4 protein-coding genes are annotated in these 4,195 nt (G+C 34.4%); 1 reads left to right on the forward strand and 3 read right to left on the reverse strand.

Going from position 1 to position 4,195, the window contains the following annotated elements:
- Window positions 1-230 (forward strand): hypothetical protein (locus ACFIL3_RS09080; RefSeq protein ID WP_375682115.1); only part of this gene is annotated, 230 nt, incomplete at its 5' end.
- A gap of 1,383 nt (window positions 231-1,613) precedes the next feature.
- Here ACFIL3_RS09080 and ACFIL3_RS09085 read toward each other — a convergent pair.
- The 3 genes from ACFIL3_RS09085 to ACFIL3_RS09095 all read right to left on the reverse strand — a co-directional run.
- Window positions 1,614-2,393, reverse strand: coding sequence for a hypothetical protein (locus ACFIL3_RS09085; protein ID WP_375682116.1), 780 nt, complete (start codon window positions 2,391-2,393; stop codon window positions 1,614-1,616).
- Window positions 2,394-2,487: 94 nt separating this feature from the next.
- Window positions 2,488-3,150 (reverse strand): hypothetical protein, encoded by a 663-nt coding sequence (locus ACFIL3_RS09090; protein WP_375682117.1) that lies wholly within the window; start codon window positions 3,148-3,150, stop codon window positions 2,488-2,490.
- Window positions 3,151-3,231: 81 nt separating this feature from the next.
- The coding region (locus ACFIL3_RS09095; protein ID WP_375682118.1) for a hypothetical protein at window positions 3,232-4,195 on the reverse strand (964 nt) is incomplete at its 5' end.

Below are 4,195 nucleotides of genomic sequence, written 5' to 3' on the forward strand. Positions count from 1 at the left end.
TGAGTGGGGATGCTTTGGACAAGTGTAATCAAGAATTTGACCAAATAGCAGGAAGTCCACAGGTAGAGACTCCCTTTGGTTTACAGAGTCACATTATACAAAAAAAACGCAATAAAGTCAATATGTTGTTTGCAATTATTTTATATGAATCCACTCAAGAATCCATCTTTTTATACGTGATTCATTTGATCATTTTTTATATAAGATTGCCATGTATGAATAGACCATAAAAAGCAAATCATGACGTGAATATTATAACGCATGTGTGTATTCAAATAAAATGAAAAGCCGATATCATTCATAACAGTTTATAAATTTTATGATATGTTTTTATCACTCAAAATCGCATTGTTTAAAATTTAGTTGTTTGGAATTATCGATAACATACGTTTAAAGATCACATCTTGTTTTAATGATTGGATTGTTAATCGCATGATAAAAACATAAAATTACAGTTTTCAAAATTGAGAAGCGTAAAATCTAAAAATGCTATAGCAATATCTTATTACCTATAGAGGGTAATCGTTTGAAACTGTTATAAGATAAATTGTACCAAAAGATACGCATTTATAGAAAATAGAGATCATATAATTTTTCCCAAAATTGGGAAAAACCTCTAAAATGGCATTAAAGAAATTAACTGTTTGAACCTGTCATAAGCTTATAGGTTTAATTTAAAAAATTGCATAAAAGGATTAAGGATAAAATCGCTTTTAAAACGCTTACTAAAAGTTAAAAAAACGATAAAGAGGTATTTTATATCTTATGAAATGAAAAGCCTTTTAATGAATAGATTGCAGACTAGTTTTTAAGAACGGAATTATTCGCTTCCACAAAAAAATGGAGGCGGGTAATACCATAGCAGTAAAATACTATTTTACCTTAGATATGGTACTAAAAAACGTTTTAAAAGTTACCATTTAAAAGTACAGAGCACAAATATAGAGCGATTAATTTGCAAAGAAGTTCTGTTTAAAAGAAACTTATGAAAGCCTTTCTAAATGAACGTTTAAACATTTGAAACAGATGTTTATAACAGTTTTTAAAGCCTTGCGTTTGATAAAAGCGGTTATTTATTTGTCTTATGAGAGATTGTTTTGAAAACCAATACTCGTAAATGTAAAAAACGAGTTTTGTTAAAGCTAACAAGCGTTTTGATTTTATAGAATGCGTTATGTGAATTCACTCAGCTCGATTTTGAGCTTAGTATATTGAAACGTTTTAAAAGAAGCATCATGATCATGGGCTTTGTTTTCAATGAATCTCTTTAAAAGATAAAGACGTTATGATTAATACGTTTGAGAGAAACAAAAAGCATTTATAGGCTCTCCCATTCAAAAGAGTGATTAAAGATCATACGCATCATTTACATTCCTTTTGATAAGTTTTCATATCTCAATAGAGCGCTTGCAATATAATACGTTTTGTATATATGCATTCATTACTCCATTGTGGATGATTATTTTTCTATCATTATAATCGTTATTTGAAAGCCGCGTCATATCACTTGACACGGCTTTTTTTATGAATGCTATCTTTTATGAGATGTTTATAGCAATGCATTTTATATGCGTTTATACACCATAAAGAAGGCACGTCCCCCACGCCGTTCTTTATTCTGTTTTATCAGTTATACTGATAACATTATCCCTTTCATACACCTCACAATTTTTTGGAACCAACCTTACTTTGCTTTTTTTATTGATTTTTGCATTGCCATAAACACGCCCCCAGATCGTTGCACAATATGAGATTTTAGCATTGCCATAAACAGAGCCATAAATCTCACAAGAGCCACTCACACAAGCATTTCCATAAACCTTGCCATAAATTTTAGCACGACCATTAATAACAGCATAATTATAAATTTTTGCATGGCTATAAATGCAAGCAGAGCCACAAACCTTGGCATGACCATAAACGCGTGCATAACTAAAAACCGTAGCATCATAAGAAACATGCGCATGATCATAAATATGAGCATCAGCAAGAATGCGGGCACTACCATTCACATGAGCATTACCATAAATATTGCCATAAACATGAGCATTGCCATAGACAAAAGCATGGTCATAAATTTTTGCATATTGAGAGATAAAAGCTTTTCCATAGACCTCAGCATTGCCATAAACTTGACCACAGACTTGAGAAAAATGGCGTATTTTTGCATTTTCATACACTCTTGCATGACCATAGACACAAGCCTCATCATACACCCAGCAATTACCATCATGGGATAGGTTAACTTCCTTTTCAATAAAGCCGCCTAAAGACCCCGCCTTTACATCATCAAAATCTTTTAAAGCTTTAATGCGATAAAGGTTTATAATATTTCGAGTAAGAGCATGTTTGATTTTTTTGATTTCACTGGTTAATTCGTATTTTTTGCACATAGAGATACCCTCACAATTTAATGTGATAAACATTTGATAAAATTTGGAATGGGAAAATTTGAAAGAGGGGCGCCCCCGCCGCGCCCGCGCGTCTTTACGCAGCGTTATTTTCAATAATCTTTACAACGGTATCGTTTTCATAAACCTCACAATTTATGGGAAACCAATATAAATCACTATCTCTTTTTAATCTTGCATTACCATAGACATTACCTCTAATCACGAAATAACCAGAGATTTTCGCATTACCATAAACAGAGCCATAAACATCAGTATGACAGCCCACGCTAGCATTCCCATAAACCTTGCCATAAATTTTAGCAGCGCCACTGATAACAGCATGATCATAAACTACCGTCTTGCTATGAATACGAGCATTTCCTGATAATTTTGCATTGCCATAAACCCGCGCCTGATGATAAACCCAAGCATTATAAGAAAGATGCGCATTGTCATAAACATGAGCATTTGCATAAACGCGGGCACGATTACAGACATGGGCATTGCCATAAACACTACCCATTATAATAGCATTATTAAAAACCTTGGCATTTTCATAAATATGGGCAGGATTTAAAACAAGAGCATTATCATAGATCCAGCAATTGCCATCATGAGAGAGGTTACTTTCATTTTCAATAAAACCACCCAAGGCACCAGCCTTAACATCGTCAAAATCCCTTAATGCTTGGATGCGATAAAGAGTTTGATTATTAAATACACGTGTCTCATTTGTGAGTGCAAACTTTTTTTGCATAGCACAATTCCTTTATAAAAAGATTTGAATTTTAGAATGAAATGTTTAAAGGGGGGCGCCCCCGCCGCGCCCGCGCGTCATTTACACAGTTGTAAAAATAATATCACCAGTGATAACAGATTCTTTATAATTGCCACCAATTTTGGTATCACCACCAATCTCAGTATAGCCAATTACCTTGGCATTGCCATAGACATGAGCATCACCATGGACCTTGCCATAAATTTTTGCATTGTCATAAATGCGAGCATCATCATAAACTTCGGCATTATCAGAAATTAAAGCATTATTGGAAACCCAAGCGCCACCATAAACCTTGCCATAAACCTTGGCATTGTCATAAACGCAGCCCCTATCATAAACATGGGCATAACCAGTCACTATAGCATTCCCATAAACCTTGGCTTCTCTATTGACCATAGCAGCGCCACAAACATGGGCATTATCGCAAACCCTAGCATTATCAAAAACTATAGCATTTTCATAAACATGGGCATTATCATAAACCTGAGAGGTTCCTAAAACACGTGCTTTATCATAAACCTCAGCATTGCCATAAATTCTAGTTTTATCAAGAAACTTGCCATAAATAGTGTCATAAATTTTTGCATTTCCATACACTTTAGCATGTCCAAAAATATCACCATAAACCAATGCGTTCTCATATACTTGCGCATTGCCATAAACCTCAGCTCTAATATGCACGCTAGCATTGCCATAGACCCTTGCATTTTCATAAATTTTTGCAGATCCAGTAATTTTTGCATTATCCGAAACATGGGCATTATCGTAAATACGAGCATCACCATAAACCATGGCATTGCCACCGACCCAACAATCACCATTATGAGCTAAATTTGCAACCTTATGTATAAAACCGCCTAAATCACCAGCTTTTATATTAGCAAAATCCCTTAAAGCCCGAATGCGATAAAGAGTATAATCACCAACCTCTATTGTCTCACCTGTAAATTCGTATTTTTTTGCAGGCTCTTGTTGATTAGCAAGCGCGGTTTCATTTGAAATAGAAGAGATAATGGGGGTG

Source organism: Bartonella sp. CE47NXGY, assembly GCF_042195415.1.
In the GTDB taxonomy this organism is placed as follows: domain Bacteria; phylum Pseudomonadota; class Alphaproteobacteria; order Rhizobiales; family Rhizobiaceae; genus Bartonella.

Excerpts from the sequence above, each read along its gene's own strand:
- ACFIL3_RS09085 (WP_375682116.1), bottom strand. The coding sequence starts at position 2,393 with ATGTGCAAAAAATACGAATTAACCAGTGAAATCAAAAAAATCAAACAT.
- ACFIL3_RS09090 (WP_375682117.1), bottom strand. The coding sequence starts at position 3,150 with ATGCAAAAAAAGTTTGCACTCACAAATGAGACACGTGTATTTAATAAT.